Annotated in this window: 16 protein-coding genes and 1 tRNA gene; 8 read left to right on the top strand and 9 right to left on the bottom strand. The window is 52.2% G+C overall.

All coding sequences use genetic code 11. The features are described 5' to 3' along the window. The first annotated feature begins 7 nt into the window (after positions 1 to 7). Both CWM66_RS17855 and CWM66_RS17850 read left to right on the top strand, forming a co-directional pair. The gene (locus tag CWM66_RS17855) at positions 8 to 1,528 is read left to right on the top strand and encodes a PAS domain-containing methyl-accepting chemotaxis protein (protein ID WP_079517318.1); all 1,521 of its coding nucleotides are present in this window, start codon (positions 8 to 10) and stop codon (positions 1,526 to 1,528) included. Between the two features lie 447 nt (positions 1,529 to 1,975). Then, positions 1,976 to 3,538 (top strand): methyl-accepting chemotaxis protein, encoded by a 1,563-nt coding sequence (locus tag CWM66_RS17850; RefSeq protein ID WP_035887869.1) that lies wholly within the window; start codon positions 1,976 to 1,978, stop codon positions 3,536 to 3,538. On the opposite strand, the gene CWM66_RS17845 is transcribed toward CWM66_RS17850, so the two are convergent. Beyond that, positions 3,535 to 4,056, bottom strand: a complete 522-nt coding sequence (locus tag CWM66_RS17845; RefSeq protein ID WP_035887866.1) for a PadR family transcriptional regulator — start codon at positions 4,054 to 4,056, stop codon at positions 3,535 to 3,537. The two genes, CWM66_RS17850 and CWM66_RS17845, sit on opposite strands and share 4 nt — an antisense overlap. A gap of 235 nt (positions 4,057 to 4,291) precedes the next feature. On the opposite strand from CWM66_RS17845, the gene CWM66_RS17840 reads away from it, so the two are divergent. After that, the gene (locus CWM66_RS17840) at positions 4,292 to 5,062 is read left to right on the top strand and encodes a siderophore-interacting protein (protein WP_107147019.1); all 771 of its coding nucleotides are present in this window, start codon (positions 4,292 to 4,294) and stop codon (positions 5,060 to 5,062) included. A gap of 35 nt (positions 5,063 to 5,097) precedes the next feature. Here CWM66_RS17840 and CWM66_RS17835 read toward each other — a convergent pair whose 3' ends face one another. Beyond that, on the bottom strand, positions 5,098 to 6,267 hold the full coding sequence (locus tag CWM66_RS17835; RefSeq protein WP_007370010.1) for a hypothetical protein: 1,170 nt from the start codon (positions 6,265 to 6,267) through the stop codon (positions 5,098 to 5,100). Positions 6,268 to 6,507: 240 nt separating this feature from the next. Then, entirely contained in the window at positions 6,508 to 7,227 is a 720-nt protein-coding gene (locus CWM66_RS17830; RefSeq protein WP_035887863.1) for an SDR family NAD(P)-dependent oxidoreductase, read from the bottom strand. Between the two features lie 98 nt (positions 7,228 to 7,325). Between CWM66_RS17830 and CWM66_RS17825 the strand changes: the two genes are divergently transcribed. Next, a complete protein-coding gene (locus CWM66_RS17825) occupies positions 7,326 to 7,718 on the top strand; it encodes a helix-turn-helix domain-containing protein (protein WP_007370012.1) in 393 nt (130 codons plus the stop codon). A 39-nt stretch (positions 7,719 to 7,757) separates the two neighbouring features. Here the strand turns inward: CWM66_RS17825 and CWM66_RS17820 are convergent, their stop codons facing one another. Together CWM66_RS17820 and CWM66_RS17815 are read right to left on the bottom strand one after the other, a co-directional pair. Beyond that, positions 7,758 to 8,696: a hypothetical protein gene (locus CWM66_RS17820; RefSeq protein ID WP_107147045.1), complete on the bottom strand. Its 939-nt coding sequence runs from the start codon at positions 8,694 to 8,696 to the stop codon at positions 7,758 to 7,760. Positions 8,697 to 9,280: 584 nt separating this feature from the next. After that, positions 9,281 to 9,356, bottom strand: a tRNA-Ile gene (locus CWM66_RS17815). Between the two features lie 126 nt (positions 9,357 to 9,482). On the opposite strand from CWM66_RS17815, the gene mug reads away from it, so the two are divergent. Next, on the top strand, positions 9,483 to 9,989 hold the full coding sequence (gene mug, locus CWM66_RS17810) for a G/U mismatch-specific DNA glycosylase (protein WP_035887857.1): 507 nt from the start codon (positions 9,483 to 9,485) through the stop codon (positions 9,987 to 9,989). 57 nt (positions 9,990 to 10,046) lie between these two features. On the opposite strand, the gene rpoD is transcribed toward mug, so the two are convergent. The 3 genes from rpoD to rpsU all read right to left on the bottom strand — a co-directional run bounded on the left by rpoD (position 10,047) and on the right by rpsU (position 14,180). Continuing rightward, a complete protein-coding gene (gene rpoD, locus CWM66_RS17805; RefSeq protein ID WP_007370062.1) occupies positions 10,047 to 11,891 on the bottom strand; it encodes an RNA polymerase sigma factor RpoD in 1,845 nt (614 codons plus the stop codon). Positions 11,892 to 12,048: 157 nt separating this feature from the next. Beyond that, on the bottom strand, positions 12,049 to 13,794 hold the full coding sequence (gene dnaG / locus CWM66_RS17800) for a DNA primase (protein ID WP_035887854.1): 1,746 nt from the start codon (positions 13,792 to 13,794) through the stop codon (positions 12,049 to 12,051). A 170-nt stretch (positions 13,795 to 13,964) separates the two neighbouring features. Next, entirely contained in the window at positions 13,965 to 14,180 is a 216-nt protein-coding gene (gene rpsU, locus CWM66_RS17795; protein ID WP_001144069.1) for a 30S ribosomal protein S21, read from the bottom strand. 237 nt (positions 14,181 to 14,417) lie between these two features. Here rpsU and tsaD point away from each other — a divergent pair, with 237 nt between their 5' ends. Next, positions 14,418 to 15,431, top strand: a complete 1,014-nt coding sequence (gene tsaD / locus CWM66_RS17785; protein ID WP_071921543.1) for a tRNA (adenosine(37)-N6)-threonylcarbamoyltransferase complex transferase subunit TsaD — start codon at positions 14,418 to 14,420, stop codon at positions 15,429 to 15,431. Between the two features lie 35 nt (positions 15,432 to 15,466). On the opposite strand, the gene plsY is transcribed toward tsaD, so the two are convergent. After that, positions 15,467 to 16,075 carry a glycerol-3-phosphate 1-O-acyltransferase PlsY gene (gene plsY, locus CWM66_RS17780; protein ID WP_007370065.1) on the bottom strand — a complete coding sequence of 203 codons (609 nt, stop codon included), beginning with the start codon at positions 16,073 to 16,075 and terminating at the stop codon, positions 15,467 to 15,469. A gap of 161 nt (positions 16,076 to 16,236) precedes the next feature. On the opposite strand from plsY, the gene folB reads away from it, so the two are divergent. After that, positions 16,237 to 16,605 carry a bifunctional dihydroneopterin aldolase/7,8-dihydroneopterin epimerase gene (gene folB / locus CWM66_RS17775; RefSeq protein ID WP_007370067.1) on the top strand — a complete coding sequence of 123 codons (369 nt, stop codon included), beginning with the start codon at positions 16,237 to 16,239 and terminating at the stop codon, positions 16,603 to 16,605. A gap of 105 nt (positions 16,606 to 16,710) precedes the next feature. Then, the gene (gene bacA, locus CWM66_RS17770; RefSeq protein WP_007370068.1) at positions 16,711 to 17,529 is read left to right on the top strand and encodes an undecaprenyl-diphosphate phosphatase; all 819 of its coding nucleotides are present in this window, start codon (positions 16,711 to 16,713) and stop codon (positions 17,527 to 17,529) included. Positions 17,530 to 17,540 lie beyond the last annotated feature (11 nt).

Below are 17,540 nucleotides of genomic sequence, written 5' to 3'. Positions count from 1 at the left end.
CGCAACCATGTCTTCTCCTCCTTATGTCAGCCAGCAGCGTTTTATGCTGGATGCTGATACAACTCTGATGTCAACGACTGACCAGCAAAGCTACATTACTCACGCGAACGATGCTTTTATCCATGCCAGCGGTTACACCCTGGGCGAACTGCTCGACCAGCCCCATAACGTGGTGCGGCATCCTGATATGCCCAAAGCGGCATTTGCCGATATGTGGTACACCCTCAAACAGGGCGAGCCGTGGAGCGGTGTGGTGAAAAACCGCCGCAAGAATGGCGATCACTACTGGGTGCGCGCTAACGCCATACCGATGGTGCGCAACGGTAAGACTATCGGCTATATGTCGATTCGTACCCAGGCGACCGATGAGGAGATTGCCGCGGTTGAACCGTTGTACAAGGCCCTGAATGAAGGGCGCTGTAATAAACGGGTGCATAAAGGGTTGGTGATCAGCAAAGGCTGGTGGGGGAAACTCGCTTCCTTATCGCTGCGCTGGCGTACGCGCAGCGTGATGTCGCTGCTGTGGCTTGCGCAGATGGCCGGGCTGTGGCTGAGTGGCGCAGGCGGGATGGCGCTGGCGATCGGTACGCTGGCGATGCTGGTGGGCTGTATGGCCGTTGAATGGCAGATTGTCCGTCCGGCGGAGAATGTTGCCCGGCAGGCGCTCAGCGTGGCTACCGGCGAGAGCAACAGCATACAGCCGCTGAACCGTAGTGATGAACTCGGGCTGACGTTACGCGCCATCGGCCAGCTTGGGCTGATGTGCCGCTGGTTGATCAATGATGTTTCTGGCCAGGTTAACAGCGTGCTTAACGGCAGCGAGACGCTGGCGAAAGGCAATGATGATTTGAATGAACGCACCCGCCAAACCGTGGTGAATGTGCAGCAGACAGTGGCGACCATGAGCCAGATGGCGGCATCACTGCAAACTAACTCGGAAACTGCTTCGGCAGCCGATGAGCTCTCCAGTTCCGCCAGCAGCGCAGCAACCCACGGCGGTAAAGCGATGGAGACGGTGGTGAAAACCATGGATGAGATTGCCGACAGCACGCAACGTATCGGTTCCATTACGACGCTGATTAACGACATTGCTTTCCAGACCAATATCCTCGCACTAAACGCGGCGGTGGAAGCGGCGCGGGCCGGGGAGCAGGGTAAAGGCTTTGCTGTGGTGGCGGGTGAAGTTCGCCATCTCGCCAGCCGCAGCGCCAGCGCGGCAAACGACATCCGTAAGCTTATCGATGCCAGCGCCAGCAAAGTGCAGTCGGGTTACGATCAGGTGCATGCCGCTGGCCGTACGATGGAAGATATTGTCAGCCAGGTACAGAACGTGACGTCGCTGATTGGGCAGATTAGCCGCTCCACTTCCGAACAGGTTGACGGGCTTTCCGATCTGACGCGTGCGGTCGCTGAGCTGGATGCAATCACCCAGAAGAATGCCGGTTTAGTAGAAGAAAGTGCTACCGTCTCGGCGATGGTGAAACATCGCGCAGGCCGCCTGCAGGACGCTGTATCCGTTTTGCATTAATGTTTTGTTGCCCTATTAAAAACCGCCATGTAATGCCGTGGCGGTTTTTTTATCTCTCCAGAGTAAATATCTATACGCATATGTAATTATATTTTTTGTTTTTTGTTAAAATATTATTAATTTATTGTTGTTGATATGGGCCATTAATATATTTCACACCTTTCTGTTTAATCCTGAATTAAATTCATTTAAGTGGCGTTAATATATGTTGCGCAAATCATTCTTCTCGCGAATATAACGATCGATAAACAGCGATTAATAGTTCTTAACTATCAGATTCATCAATAAATAATTAAAAAAACGATCAAACTCATAAAGTTAGCGATTTGGTTACCGATAACGTGTTTTGGCTGCATATGTTTAATTTGCGCCAGGGACTTAAGCGGGCCTTTAGGGTTAAGCGCCCGACACTTTCGTCGGTAAAATAATCAAACCCATGGAGAAAATATGTTTTTACATAATGTAAAAATAGGCACGAAATTATTTCTGGCGTTCGGCTTTTTTATTGTGTTGATGGTGGTGAGTTCCTCAATGTCACTCACCAGCCTGGATCGCGCAAATAATGGAATGCAAGAAATCGTGCGTGATGACTATCCAACCACTGTTAAAGCCAATCAGCTGATCGATAACTTCAACTCTTTTGTCAGCATTCAGCAACTGATGCTACTTGATAGCGAAGGGAAGTGGACCTCCGAGTCGCAGAAGCAGCTTTCTGAGATCAGCAGCCACATTACCGCGTTGCTCGAAGATCTGGCGAAAAACCTGCATGATGACAAGTCGCAGAAAATCCTTGCTGAAATCCGCACCGTACGCCAGCAGTACCTTGATTCTCGCTTTCGTATCCTCGACGCCGTGAAAAATAACGATCGTGCGGCTGCGATACAGGAGATGATGAGCAACACGGTGAATATCCAGAACGCCTACAAAGCAAAGGTGCTGGAGCTGATTGCTATCCAGGATGCGCAGATGAAAGGGGCGGGTGAGGTCGTGCAGCACGATTTTGCCGCGAGCCGCTTGATCCTCATTCTGCTCGCAGTCTTGAGCATTGGCTTCGGCAGCCTGATCGGCTGGATCATTGTCCGTATGATCACGCGTCCATTGCGTGAGGCTGTCACCTTCGCAGAAGCCATTGCTAATGGCGATTTGACCCGCTCGATCGACTCACACCACCGCGACGAAACGGGGGTTCTGCTACAGGCATTAATGGAGATGAAAGAGCGCCTCGTGGAGATTGTTCATCAGGTACAGAACGGTTCGGAGAGTATCTCCAGCGCGGCGGCGCAGATTGTTGCCGGTAACCAGGATCTGGCGGCAAGAACGGAAGAGCAGGCAAGTTCGGTGGAACAGACTGCAGCATCGATGGAGCAAATCACCGCCACGGTAAAAAATACCGCCGATCACACCTCAGAAGCCACGCAGCTTTCCGCGGGCGCAGCGACAGTGGTGAAAAATAACGGCGAGATGATGAAACAGGTCACGGAGAAGATGCGCGTCATTAACGACACCTCAAACCGGATGTCTGACATTATCAACCTGATTGATTCCATTGCGTTCCAGACCAACATCCTCGCGCTGAACGCAGCCGTTGAAGCTGCGCGCGCAGGGGAACACGGACGTGGTTTTGCGGTGGTTGCGGGCGAAGTTCGTCAGCTGGCGCAGAAAAGCGCCTCGTCGGCGAATGATATTCGCCATCTGATCGAAAATTCCACCAGCCAGACCCGTGAAGGGATGGCGCTGGTGGAAAAAGCCAGCGGATTGATTAACGGCATGGTGAGCAATGTGCAGGAGATGGATGTGATCCTGCGTGAGATCGGCCAGGCGAGCCGCGAACAGACCGATGGCATTTCGCAGATTAATAGCGCCATTGGCCTGATTGACTCAACCACCCAGCAGAACTCCAGCCTGGTGGAGGAGTCGGTTGCGGCGGCGGCGGCACTGAACGATCAGGCGCTGCACCTGCGCGAACTGGTTCAGGTCTTCCGTCTGCGCGATACGCCAGAAATGGCTTAATCGAGTTGTGAAATATCCAGCGCCGCGCGGTCGATAATGCCAATTATCTGCTTAAGCTGTGCGGCGCTGAGTTCCCCCTGATTTACCCGTAAATCCAGCACTGCTTTAAAGTTATCCAGCGCCCGCTTCATTTGCGGGTTTCTGCGTAGCTGATAACCGACGTTACGCACCCGGATGCGTTCCTGAATCTCCGCAATCTGCGCCTGGCTCTCTTCCAGCCAGCGCAAACCCTGCGGCGTTATCGCAATAGTTCTGCGCCCATTCTCTTCATCGCCAACGGTAATGAACCCCTGCTCTTGCAGGTAATCGAGCGTGGGATAAATCACGCCAGGGCTGGGCGTATAGTTGCCCTGAGTCAGGGATTCGATGGCTTTGATCAACTCATAGCCGTGGCTGGCGTTGCTGCTCAGCAAGTAGAGGATGACCAGACGTAACTCACCGTGACCAAAAAAGCGCTGGCGTCGTCCGCCGCCGTGGTGCGGATGTTCGCGGTCGGCCCGCTCGTGATGATGGCGCATGCTGTACTCCTGATAAATTGATATATCTAATTTATATCTAAATTAACTATTTAGACAGTGCTGGAGTGAGGTTTTTTTTATTTTATTGATAATAAACGAAATTATTTTATGCTTTGGCAATCGGTGCTTTCCATGTGTTTATATCATAAAAATGCCTTGTCTTCTGCACAATCAACAATCATTATCATTTGCACAACATTTAGATATATCGTATTCACTTTCACGAAGGCCGATTATGACAACTCATTCTCCACGTTATCCCCAACGCGTACGCAATGAACTGCGCTTTCGCGAGTTAACTGTTCTGCGCGCGGAACGCGCTGGCAGTGGTTTTCAGCGCATTGTGCTGGGCGGTGAACAACTGGAAGGCTTTACGTCGCGCGGTTTTGACGATCACACAAAAGTCTTCTTTCCGCAGCCGGGATCGCACTTTGTACCGCCGACGGTGACTGACGAAGGCATCGTTTGGGGCGATGGACCACGCCCGGCATCCCGCGATTACACGCCGATCTATGACGCCAGCCGGCACGAACTGGTGGTGGATTTCTATATTCACGACGGCGGCGTGGCGAGCCACTGGGCGGTGAATGCGCAGGCTGGGGATACACTGACGATCGGCGGGCCGCGCGGTTCGCTGGTGGTGCCGGAAGATTACGCCTGGCAACTCTATGTGTGCGATGAATCCGGTATGCCTGCGCTGCGTCGCCGTCTGGAAGCGCTAAGCCTGCTCGCAGTTCGCCCGAAGGTGACGGCAGTGGTGACGGTTGCCGATGCGGTGTATCAGGATTATCTGGCGCATCTGAGCGGCTTTGATATTCAATGGGTGGTTGGCCATAACCCGCAGGCGCTGCACGATAAACTGGCTTCGCTGACCGTCGCCGATGAGGACTATTTTATCTGGCTGACCGGGGAAGGTGAGGTGGTGAAATCGCTGATGGAGCGCTATGCGACCGACAATATCGATCAGCAGCGGGTGCGTGCGCAGGCGTACTGGCACAAGAAATAATGACGAAGCCCGGTATTTCACCGGGCTTGCTGCTTTCAGGCCACTTCGTCGTATTCAGCTTCGCTGACTTGCTGCTCCAGCGTCTGGCGAATTTCACCCAGCGCTTTTTCCTGCTGGCGGAAGTAGGTTTCCCGATCGCCCAGCGACGACACAAGTTGCCAGGACTCCTCTTTTTCGAGCGTTGCCAGCTCTTCAATCAGGCTGGCAATATGCTGCTTCACTTCAGCAATACGCTGACGCAGGCGCTGCAGATCGTTTAAACGATCGCTTGCCATCAGCGGCTCCAGCCCTTTCTGCAGGCGGGTCAGAATGGCACGGATAGCGCTAAGATCGCCGCGCTGGCGCGCCTGGTTGAGCTGCACCATCATGCCGTGCGCTTCATTTTTTAAATCGTTGTCCACCAGATCCGGGTGGCAGAGTTTGCTGGCCTGGCGCCACAGGCGCTTCAGCTCGTGACGCTCATCCTCTGACATCTTCTGCTCGAAGCTGAAACGTTTTTCGGCATCGTGCTGCTGTTCCTGATAGCTCTCGTATTCCTGACGTGCTTCGTCACGCGCCTGGCGTGCCGGTTCTTCTTCACGCGTAAGACCGCGTTCCAGCTCCTGCGCTTCGGCCAGCAACGAGGCTATCAACTCGCTTTGCTGTTGCAGATGTTTACGCGCTTCGGCAGCCTGCAATGAGTGCGGCGGCATGCTTTGCCAGCGCTGCGTCAAGGTAACCAGCACTTCCACCGCCTGCGACAGATACTTCTGGCAGCGCAAATAGTCGGCTTCGCGACGGCGCGCTTCCGCTTCCTGGCGGCGAACGGCGGCTTCTGCCAGGGTTTTGCGCAGGCGCAGGATCTGTGACATCAGCGGCCCAAGGCGGGTTAAGTAGAGATCGTTGAACTCGTCGAGCAGTTGGATGCGCGCGTTACGTTTATCAATCAGTTCGCGCAGTTGTTCTTCCAGTGCTTTCAGTTCCAGCTTACTGGCGGCCACTTGCGGATCCTGCCAGCTTACGACGGAACGCTGGCTTTGCAGCCAGTTCGTTATGGCGCGCATCGCTTCGCTGTAATTCTTCTCTTCAAGCGCATGGACGATAAACGCTAACTCCGGATCCGTAACTTCATTTTTCAACAAAGGAAGCTGACTGAGGATGATGCCGTCATCCTCCAGTTCGATGGCGTATTTGATGATTTCAAGCCGTTTTATAGGTTTGTTCATGGCGTTTCGTCAAAGCGCTTAAGAGTTTATTAAGGGGTGTGGTTATTCATCAAATCTGGACTATAGATGTGAATCTCGCAATAGTCTGCATCCATATTACATTGGACATATTTCAATGCGTTAGTGTTTCTGTGAAAATTGCGCTTATGGGGGCTTAAATCGGCGAAATACGCGAAAAAGTGCGCGCATTGCGGCTTTCAGGCCACTCTGCTGACATGCTTTGCGGCCTGAAAGGATCCCTTACACTTGCGTTAACCCGCCATCGACACAAATCTCGGCACCAGCGATATAGCTGCTTTCGTCACTCGCAAGAAACAGCGCGGCGTTGGCCACTTCTTCCGGCTGGCCCATGCGACCCAGTGGAATTGCCTGCGTTAATCCCTGACGAACATTTTCCGAGGCCGCAGCCATCATTTCCGTATCAATAGGGCCGGGCGCGACGACGTTAACGCGAATGCCTCTGGCTGCCAGTTCGCGCGTCCAGGTTCGGGCAAAAGAGCGCAGCGCGGCTTTGCTGGCGCTATAGACACCATAACCTTCCGTTCCGATAACATCGGCAATCGACCCTATCAGCACCACGCTGGAACCGGGTTTGAGCAGCGGCAGCGCAGCTTGCAGGGCAAATAGCGGCGAGCGGACATTCAACCCGAAGGTGCTTTCAAAGTGCGTTTCTGAAACCTGCTCCAGGGTGGCGTACTCTGACATGCCGGCATTAATCACCAGCACATCCAGTTGCTGAATATTTTCCATTATGCGCGCCAGTTCGCTGTGCTGGCTGACATCAGCACGCAGCGGCAGCGCATTTCCTTCGATTTTAGCGGCAGCGTTCTGTAACTCTTCCTCGCGGCGGGAGGTAAACCAGGTCGTGGCGCCTTCATGGGCAAAACGCTGGGTTATCGCCAGGCCAATTCCTTTTGCGCCACCCAGTATGAGGGCCGTTTTGTTGTGCAGTCTGTTCATGATGATTCTCCTGTTGAGTGGAAAATCGATGATATAAGTTTTATATTTAGTATCAATTACGCACTTTGTTTATATTAGATATCATTGGATATACCGCTATGACAAAAATCGATGACTGCGTTTTAGGAAATGTGGGCAAAACGCGCCCGATACTTGAGCACATCACCAATAAATGGTCGATTTTGATCCTGACTGTGCTGTGTACAAAACCTTCTCGTTTCAATGAGATCCGTCGCAGGCTGGATGGTATCACCCATAAAGCGCTGGCCGACGCTCTGAAACGGCTGGAGCGCAACGGGCTGGTGCACCGGGAAGTGTTGCCGACAATGCCGGTGGGTGTTGAATACCGTATTACGCCGCTTGGCGAATCACTTCGACAGCCATTTGAGGCACTGTATCGCTGGGCGCTGGAATATGGGCCACAATTGACGGCGGCGCAGGATGAGTATGATCAAAAATCTGCAGAGGCTGAAAGAGCATTAGCCTCCTGAAACGGGGCGTTCTGCTTGTCGGAACGCCCCTGCGAAAGGTCAGCGGAAAGTATGACTGACAAGTGAGCGGCGAATATCTGGCGCCCCTGGAATTCGGCGGGCCCTGAATTCTGTCTGGCTGTATGTTACTCCGGCGCCATGGTATCCGGTTACCTGAATGCTGTTGTAACCGAGACGCTGGAGCTCTCTGCTTATGGTTTGCGCCAGAGGTTGAGTACCTTTCAGGGAGATGAATTTTCCTATTATTCCTTTTCTTTTTGCACCTGACGATGCTTCCAGCTCGACAGCAGCAAAAGACGTTGGCTTGAAAGAATCAGCGCTATAACAGGCAGTTATACGGATATCCTCGAATGTTTTAGGTAGCCCGCATGAATGCAATTGTTCAGCGAGGGTTGCGGCCGTCATCAACCCCAGGGTTGCCGCTTCATCGGCTGCCAGTACGTCTGCACCGGCCGTTCCGTGCCCAAGAATATAGAGTTTATCCGTGGTGGCGGATAATTGACTTAATGGTATATGTGTAAAGTTTGTATTTTTTAATACAACCAGTTGTTGTGATAATCTCGCAATACTGGCTGTGAATTTATCAAATATATCCGGTGACAGCGCTTTTCTTAATGTCTCACCATTCCAGTCCTCATGCACTTGTAAACCAGCATCGACCTCCTGCAATTTATCGCTGACAGTGTTTATCTGAGTAACCAGGTTGTTTATTTCTGCAGCACGTAGTTCCATTATTTCATTTCGAATTTTCTGATTTGGCACAATTAGTGGATAGAGGCTTTTTCCCTTCAGGTGGCGGATTAAATTTAAGCCCAGACTTTGATGGATCATATCCTCTGCTGCAAAAGGAATATACAGATAACCTTGTTTGGGAAAACCACTGTGCATCACCGGAGGCGCGCCATATCTCGCTTTAAATTCAGGTTGATTGGCCGGGGTTCCTGGCGGCGTATTGTTTCCGAATATCATTTTCTTCATTGAATCATCCTGGATATATTTTATATGAATGGTTATCTCAATACGGATAGCTAAAAGCATTATAGCGATACATTATACGTTTCTGCCTTATAACATGGTACGTGGGAGAATAATCTATAATTCATGCCGCTGGAGCGATTCATACAGTGCTAAGGCATTTATTCTAGCGTATGCAATGGTGGTTATTAATAGTTGTTGTCACGTTTTTATTATATTATTTGTTCTATTAAGATATATCAGAGAGGTAATTTATTAAGGAAATTATAGTGCGGAGAGTAATTATTTATAGTAAAGCGTTGATTAACTTTTTATGTTGGTGCCGGTAATACGTTATTCTCGTGTGAAAAGATGCGGATCTTATTAAGATTCGGAAGGCACCGCATGAAAAGTGTTGTCGCTTGAGTGATGGCTTCATCGGGAAGGAACGCATTGCGCCATTCTGCGACTGTTGTTGTAGCGATAGAAGCGACAGAGTGATGGGGATTATCAAAAGTTGGGGCGATACTTTTGGGACATTCAGGATTTAAAAAACAAAAAAACCACCATAAGAGGTGGCTTAAGTATCTGTTTCTAAATTTAAAATTTGGTGGCCCCTGTTGGGTTTGAACCAACGACCAAGCGATTATGAGTCGCCTGCTCTAACCACTGAGCTAAGGGGCCACAGCGGGGGGATTATAAAGTAACTTACCCCTGCAATCCAGCATGAATATCCTGGCTGATGTTTTTATAAACAGCGGATTTTCAATCCCTTATACTGGTGTTTATGACAATTGACCAGGAATAACTATGATCAATGATATTCTCGCTCCCGGGCTGCGCGTGGTGTTTTGTGGTATCAATCCGGGTAAATCTTCCGCGCATACCGGCTTCCACTTTGCGCATCCTGGCAACCGTTTCTGGAAGGTGATCCATCAGGCCGGCTTTACCGACAGGCTGCTGCGACCGGAAGAGGAGATTCATTTGCTGGATACGCGCTGTGGCATCACCATGCTGGTGGAACGCCCGACGGTACAGGCCAGCGAAGTGGCGCTGCATGAGCTGCGTACCGGCGGCAGAGAGCTGGTTATGAAGATCGAAGAGTATCAGCCTGCAGCGCTGGCGATCCTCGGTAAACAGGCCTTCGAGCAGGCATTCAGCGTCAGAGGTACTAACTGGGGCAAGCAGACGATGAGCATCGGCGTAACACAGATTTGGGTACTGCCGAACCCCAGTGGGTTAAATCGCGCGACGCTGGATAAACTGGTAGCCGCTTACCGCGAACTGGATGATGCGCTGGTGACAAGGGGGCTATAGTGCGGCGGAAATAAAAAAGGCTCCCGTGGGAGCCTTTCGTTATAACGATGCGATAAATTAATCGTCGAGGAAGCTACGCAGCACTTCAGATCGGCTCGGATGGCGCAGTTTACGCAGCGCTTTCGCCTCGATCTGACGGATACGTTCGCGGGTAACGTCAAACTGTTTACCCACTTCTTCCAGCGTGTGGTCGGTGTTCATATCGATACCGAAACGCATACGCAGTACTTTCGCTTCACGGGCTGTCAGACCAGCCAGCACGTCGTGCGTTGCCGCACGCAGGCTCTCGGTGGTGGCTGAGTCCAGCGGCAGCTCGAGGGTGGTATCCTCGATAAAATCACCCAGATGCGAATCTTCATCATCACCAATCGGTGTTTCCATGGAGATTGGCTCTTTGGCGATTTTCAGCACTTTGCGGATTTTATCTTCCGGCATCAACATGCGTTCGGCCAGCTCTTCCGGCGTCGGCTCGCGACCCATTTCCTGCAGCATCTGGCGGGAAATACGGTTGAGTTTGTTAATGGTCTCAATCATATGCACCGGAATACGGATGGTGCGCGCCTGATCCGCGATGGAGCGGGTAATCGCCTGACGGATCCACCAGGTTGCGTAGGTGGAGAACTTGTAACCACGGCGGTATTCGAACTTATCAACCGCTTTCATCAGACCGATGTTGCCTTCCTGAATTAGATCGAGGAATTGCAGACCACGGTTGGTGTATTTCTTGGCGATAGAAATAACCAGACGCAGGTTCGCTTCCACCATCTCTTTCTTCGCACGGCGCGCTTTCGCTTCGCCGATGGACATACGACGGTTGATATCTTTTACCTGCTCGATGGTCAGGCCGGTTTCTTCTTCAATCTGTTGCAGTTTTTGCAGGCTGCGCTGAACTTCTTCTGTCACTTCATGCAGCTTTTCGGACCACGGTTTGTTCATCGCCAGCGCAGCATTGAACCAGGTTTCGCTGGTTTCATTGCCGGTGAACAGCGTAATGAAGTTTTTCTTCGGCATTTTGCACTGTTCAACGCACAGCTTCATGATGATGCGTTCCTGAGTGCGCACGCGATCCATCATGATACGCATGCTGTTCACCAGGTAGTCGAACTGTTTCGGCACCAGACGGAACTGCTTGAAGACTTCAGACAGCTTGAGGATCTCTTCCTGTGCTGCAGCGTGGCTGCGGCCTTTGGCTTTGATCGTGTCGCGGGTCAGTTCGTACTGGGTACGCAGCTCGCCGAATTTTTCACGGGCCAGTTCAGGATCGATGCTGTTGTCATCGTCGCTGCTGTCATCGTCGTCTTCATCTTCGTCATCATCGTCGTCATCCATCTCTTCGCTGGAGAGCTCAGAGCCGACATGCGTTGCCGTTGGCGCAAGATCTTCTTCCGCATTTGGATCGACAAAGCCGGTGATCAAATCGGACAGACGCGCCTGTTCCGCTTCGACGCGGTCGTATTGTTCTAACAGATAGGTAATGGCTTCCGGGTACTCGGCAACGGAGCACTGAACCTGGTTAATCCCGTCTTCGATACGTTTGGCGATGTCAATTTCGCCTTCACGGGTCAGCAGTTCAACGGTACCCATTTCACGCATATACATGCGAACCGGGTCGGTCGTGCGCCCGATTTCAGATTCCACGCTGGAAAGCACTTGCGCAGCCGCTTCGGCAGCGTCATCGTCCGTGTCGGCAGTGGTCTCAGCCAGCAGCAAATCATCAGCATCCGGTGCTTCTTCCATCACCTGAATGCCCATGTCGTTGATCATTTGGATGATGTCTTCGATCTGATCGGAGTCGACGATATCTTCCGGCAGATGGTCATTGACCTCGGCATAGGTCAGATAGCCTTGCTCCTTACCACGGGTGACAAGTAGCTTCAGCTGTGACTGCGGGTTTTGCTCCATAAGACGGTATCCACACTTAAATTCATGAGGGTTGGTGTCGGTCGGCGAAATAAACAGCCAACATTTAACGCGAGGGTGTATTTATATTTTTGCCGCTGGCCCTCATCGCGGCTGTCGGGATCAACCCGATCGGTTATCGGCACTTAAGCCGTTGAATTCATTTTTTCGCCAGTTCCTGGTTTAACTGCCAGAGCTCCCGGCGTTCTTCGCTGCTTAAACCGTGCGTACGATCGCGAGCTATCAGCTCTTCCTGTCGCCGTTCAAGCATCGAATCAAACATATGATTGAGCGAGTCGGTAAACGCTTCTTCTGCGATTTCCTTATCTGCTATATCGTCCCACATCGACAGTTTTTCAAGGGTTGCCGCCTCTTTGGTGCCGCGATAGTGCTCCAGTAGCTGTCCGGTAGTCAGGCCTGGCTGAGACAAACAAGTGTTGACCAGTTCTGCGAATAAGCCAAGCCCGGGGAGCCTGGATTGATCCAGCCCTTCTAATGACGGAACCGCTGATGCCAGCTCCGGGTTCTGGATCAATAACCCTATAAGTATACGCATGGTTGTGCGTTTTAGCTGCGGAGCGGGGCGCGGAGCGTTGTTTTCCGCTTGTTTTGGCATTAAACGATCAAGTTGCGCATCGTCGAAAATACCAATCTTGTTCCCCAGCAGCTGTCGCAACTGAATGCGTAACGTCTCACCTGGCACCTGATTGATTAACGGCAGCGCCAGCGCTGCAAGTTGCGTGGTACCATCCGGCGTCGTCAAATCCGCCTGCGGCAACAGGCTGTTAAACAAAAACGTGGAGAGCGGCTGAGCCTGCTCCATCCGCGCTTCGAACGCTGCTTTGCCCTCTTTACGCACCAGCGTATCCGGATCTTCACCATCCGGCAGGAACATAAACCGCAGTTGACGACCGTCGCTCATATAAGGTAGCGCGGTTTCCAGCGCACGCCAGGCAGCATCACGACCAGCCCGGTCACCGTCATAACAACAGATGACGTTTTTCGTCACTCTGAACAGCAACTGGATATGATCCGCCGTGGTGGAGGTGCCCAGCGAAGCAACCGCATAGTTGATGCCGTACTGCGCCAGCGCGACCACGTCCATATAGCCTTCGACGACCAACAGACGCTGAGGTTCATCGTTATCCAATTGCGCTTCATAAAGGCCATACAACTGGCGGCCTTTATGAAAAATATCGGTCTCCGGGGAGTTGAGGTATTTGGGCGTATCGTTACCTAAAACACGCCCGCCAAAACCAATCACCCGGCCACGCTTGTCGCGAATGGGGAACATTACCCGTTCACGGAAGCGATCGTAACTGCGCCCCTGATCGTTCGTTACCAGCATGCCGGCATCGATCAGAGATTTGCGGTTTTCGCTATTGCCGCCAAAACGCTTTAACACGTTGTCCCAGCCGGGAGGGGCATAACCAATGGCGAAACGCGCAATAATTTCGCTACTCAAACCGCGCCTTGCCAGATACTGGCGCGCCGGTTCAGCAGCAGGTTGCGTCAGAGATTGCTGATAAAATGCGTTGAGCCCGTCCATCAACTGGTAGAGCGTTTGTCGTTGATGGCGCTCTATCAGGCTGGGCCCGCTGCCTGCTTCAAAAGGCACTTCAAGGTTGTGCATGGCGGCCAGTTCTTCGACGCTTTCCACGAACTCGAGCTTGTCGTAGTTCATTAAAAAGTCGAGGGCGTTACCGTGCGCGCCGCAGCCAAAGCAGTGATAAAACTGTTTTTCACCGTTTACGGTGAAAGAAGGGGTTTTTTCATTATGGAATGGACAACACGCGTGGTAGTTCTTGCCCTGCTTTTTCAGCTTTACACGCGCGTCGATGAGATCGACGATGTCGGTGCGCGCCAGCAGGTCATTGATAAAAACACGTGGGATTCGTCCAGCCATAGGCCCCGTTTTGATCTTTTATAGCCCTCGTTCTTCAGGCCGCAGAATGTGGCACAAATCACGCTGGTTATATCAGGTTATAAACGAAAATAAGCCGCGCATTCCTTTCGGAAGCACGGCCTTACAACTACAACTCGGTCTAAATCTGAGAGCGTGCCGCTCTCCAGAGATTAGTACAGACGAGTACGGCGTGCGTTTTCGCGAGCCAGTTTCTTCGCGTGACGTTTCACTGCGGATGCTTTAGCGCGTTTGCGTTCGGTAGTCGGTTTTTCATAGAACTCACGACGACGAACTTCCGCCAGAACACCTGCTTTTTCGCAGGAACGTTTGAAGCGACGCAGAGCTACGTCGAACGGCTCGTTTTCACGTACTTTAATTACCGGCATGTGCCTCTCACCTTTGATTAATTCGGTTTGCCGCTGGCGTTCACACCAGCATATTTCAAAATGGTGCGGAATTTTACTGCAACTACTGCTGCTTTGTAAAGCACCGACGCGCTTTTTGAAAGGGACTTTTGTAAGGGTGAGGAGTATACACGAACTCCTCACCTGGGGTGAGCAAAGTTTTACATCGACCGGTATTCGCCCTACACTGCGCGGTATTGCAAAGAGGTAAACAGATCCATGCGCGTACTGGGCATTGAAACATCCTGCGATGAAACTGGCATCGCAATTTATGACGACCACCAGGGGCTTTTAGCCAACCAACTGTATAGTCAAGTAAAACTGCACGCGGATTACGGTGGCGTGGTGCCGGAACTGGCTTCCCGCGACCATGTGCGTAAAACCGTGCCGCTGATTCAGGCTGCGCTGAAAGAAGCCGGGCTGGCGGCAAAAGATATCGATGCTGTGGCCTACACGGCTGGACCAGGCCTGGTTGGCGCGCTGCTGGTTGGCGCGACGGTCGGACGTTCGCTGGCTTTCGCCTGGGATGTCCCGGCGATTCCGGTTCACCATATGGAAGGGCATCTGCTGGCGCCGATGCTGGAAGAAAACCCTCCGGCTTTCCCGTTTGTAGCACTGCTGGTTTCCGGCGGGCACACGCAGCTCATCAGTGTCACCGGTATTGGTCATTACGAACTGCTGGGCGAGTCAATTGACGATGCCGCCGGTGAAGCATTTGATAAAACTGCCAAACTGTTGGGGCTTGATTACCCCGGCGGGCCGATGCTGTCAAAACTGGCGTCGCAGGGCACTGAAGGCCGTTTTGTCTTCCCGCGCCCGATGACCGATCGTCCAGGGCTGGATTTTAGCTTTTCCGGGCTGAAAACGTTTGCTGCAAACACCATTCGCACCAATGGCGATGACGAGCAAACCCGTGCCGACATTGCACGAGCATTTGAGGATGCCGTGGTTGATACGCTGATGATCAAATGCAAACGCGCGCTGGATCAGACCGGTTTTACGCGTCTGGTGATGGCGGGCGGTGTGAGCGCCAACCGCACTCTGCGGGTAAAACTGGCGGAAATGATGCAAAAGCGTCGCGGCGAAGTCTTTTATGCGCGTCCGGAGTTCTGTACCGATAATGGTGCGATGATCGCCTATGCGGGCATGGTACGTCTGAAAGCAGGAAATGATGTCGGGCTTGGCGTAACGGTTCGTCCGCGCTGGCCACTGGCGGATCTGCCGGCGGCGTAAACTGCAACAGCCCGGTTGCTGAGATGCCGCCGGGCTTACTCTTCTTTTTTCTTCTTCAGCTTCGACCAGATTTTGGTTTCCTGGCGGCGCCACAGGCGCTGAATATTGTCATGATGGCGCAGCAGAATCAGACAGGAAAGCATCGCCACCGGGAAGGTGAACTGCGGTTTGAACCACCAGACATAGAACGGCGCGATCAGTGCGCTGACAATCGCGCCCAGTGATGAGTAACCGCTCAACAACACGGTTAAAAGCCAGGTTCCCGCCATGACGCCCGTTAAATCCCAGCCTATCGGCGCAATCGCGCCAAACGCCGTTGCTACGCCTTTACCACCCTGAAATTTAAAAAATACCGGCCAGATATGACCAAGACAGGCGGCGATAGCAATAAGCCCCAGCCAAAACGGGGTTACGCCAAGCGCATAAGCGCCCCAGACGGGCAGCATTCCTTTCAGAATATCGAAAATCAATACCGTTACGGCTGCTCCCTTGCCGCCAATGCGTAAAACGTTGGTCGCTCCGGGATTGCCGGAACCGCTTGCTCGCGGATCGGGAAGACCGGCGAGGCGGCAGACCAGAATGGCGCTGGAGATTGAGCCACAAAGGTACGCAAGGAGGATCATTCCAGGCGCGATTGCACTCATGACGCTGTTCCGTTGTGAAAAAGTCGTTTTATTCTCTGCATCGATGGATAATACGCATAAATTCTGGAAAGTGGTATCCAGTGAATGCGCAAAATCTGCCAGACCGCAGGAAAGATCGGGCCTGGCAGCACAGTGTTGAAACAAACTGCGGGTGGAATGTGATGGATATTGTATTTATTGAGCAGCTTTCGGTAATCACCACTATTGGTGTTTACGACTGGGAACAGACCATTGAGCAGAAACTGGTGTTCGATATCGAAATGGCCTGGGATAACCGTCAGGCGGCGAAAAGTGATGATGTGAATGATTGTCTCAGCTATGCCGATATCGCCGATGCGGTTGTCGGTCATGTGGAAGGGGGACGTTTTGCGCTGGTTGAACGTGTTGCGGAAGAGGTGGCCGAACTGCTGCTGGCGCGTTTTCAGTCGCCGTGGATACGCATCAAACTGAGCAAACCAGGTGCCGTGGCGCGGGCGCAGAGCGTCGGTGTAATCATTGAGCGTGGGTTAAATCTGAAAGAAAGTATTTAAATTCATAATAGTTAAACCAAGCGCTAGTATTCAGGTCATAGATGATGGCCATTCACGGCTACTCCTCGGGGGGCCGTTTTTTATATCTTTTTTAGGGGTTTATTGATGAGCGATCTGCATTCGCTGCTGGTGGCAGCCATTTTGGGTGTCGTTGAAGGATTGACGGAGTTCCTGCCGGTTTCCAGCACTGGTCACATGATTATCGTCGGACATTTGCTGGGATTTGAAGGTGATACAGCAAAAACGTTCGAGGTTGTGATTCAGTTGGGCTCGATTCTGGCGGTTGTCGTGATGTTCTGGCGACGCCTGTTTGGTTTGATTGGCATTCACTTCGGCAAGCAACCGCATGAAGGCACCGGTACGGGACGCCTTTCGCTGATTCATATCATTTTAGGTATGATTCCAGCGGTGGTGATGGGTCTGGTATTCCATGACACCATCAAGTCGCTGTTTAACCCGCTCAACGTGACTTATGCGCTGGTGGTCGGCGGCTTCCTGCTGATTGCCGCAGAAGTGCTGAAGCCGAAAGTGCCGCGCGCGCAGGGTGTGGATGATATGACTTATCGCCAGGCGTTCATTATTGGTTGTTTCCAGTGTCTGGCGCTGTGGCCTGGATTCTCCCGCTCCGGGGCGACCATTTCCGGTGGGATGCTGATGGGCGTTAGCCGCTATGCCGCATCAGAGTTCTCTTTCCTGCTGGCTGTGCCAATGATGCTGGGCGCAACCGCACTGGATCTCTATAAGAGCATGGGGTTTCTCACCACCGGCGATATTCCGATGTTTGCCGTGGGTTTCATCACCGCTTTTATTGTCGCGCTGATCGCCATCAAAACTTTCCTTGAGCTGATTAAACGTATCTCTTTTATTCCGTTCGCGATTTACCGTTTTATCGTCGCAGCGGCAGTGTATCTGGTCTTCTTCTAAGGCTCGCGCCC

The organism is Kosakonia sp. H7A, from assembly GCF_003028445.1.
GTDB classification, from domain to species: Bacteria; Pseudomonadota; Gammaproteobacteria; order Enterobacterales; family Enterobacteriaceae; genus Kosakonia; species Kosakonia radicincitans.
This window is presented reverse-complemented; position numbering and strand designations above follow the sequence as displayed.